This is a genomic window from Marinitenerispora sediminis (assembly GCF_003336425.1).
Lineage (GTDB): Bacteria > Actinomycetota > Actinomycetes > Streptosporangiales > Streptosporangiaceae > Marinitenerispora > Marinitenerispora sediminis.
The window spans coordinates 1-638 of sequence record NZ_QEIO01000338.1 but is presented as its reverse complement, the minus strand read 5'-3'; the positions used below and the strand labels follow the sequence as shown (position 1 = coordinate 638).

General features: G+C 79.5%; 1 protein-coding gene. It reads right to left on the bottom strand.

Going from position 1 to position 638, the window contains the following annotated elements:
• Positions 1-53: 53 nt before the first annotated feature.
• Positions 54-638: NAD-dependent epimerase/dehydratase family protein (locus DEF28_RS26675; protein WP_147281115.1), on the bottom strand; the 585-nt coding region annotated here is incomplete at its 5' end.

Below are 638 nucleotides of genomic sequence, written 5' to 3'. Positions count from 1 at the left end.
GTCGCCCCCGGCACCCTCATCACCGAGACCACGCCGGCCCGCCCCAGCGGCGACTACGGCCGCACCAAGCTCGCCGGCGCCCGCGCCGTGCTCGCCGCCCACATGTCGCGGATGGAGCCGGGCAGATCGACGCGGGGGCGCCAGCCCAGCAGGTCGCGGGCGAGCCGGATGTCGGCGCGGGTCCAGTCGCCGCCCTTGCTCGCGACCTCGCCGGCGTCCTCGCGCACGAGGCCGGCCGGGCGGCCGGCGGCGGCCAGCAGCAGGCGGACGAGTTCGCGTACCTCGGTGGCCTCGCCGCGCCCGACGTTGACGATCCGCCCGGTGGCGGGCGCGGTGGCCGCGAGCAGCACCGCCTCGGCCACGTCGCGGACGTCGACGTAGTCGCGGCGGGCGTCGGCGACGCTGACGGTGAGGTCGTCGCCGGGTGCGGCGGCGCGCAGCCGGCGCAGCAGGGCGCCGAGGAAGCTGGCGGGGGGCGGGTGCGGGCCGCAGACGTTGACGACGCGCAGCACGACCCCGTCGACGTCGCCGGCGTGCGCGGCGGCGAGCACGGCGCGGGCGCCGGCGAGCTTGGTGCGGCCGTAGTCGCCGCTGGGGCGGGCCGGCGTGGTCTCGGTGATGAGGGTGCCGGGGGCGAC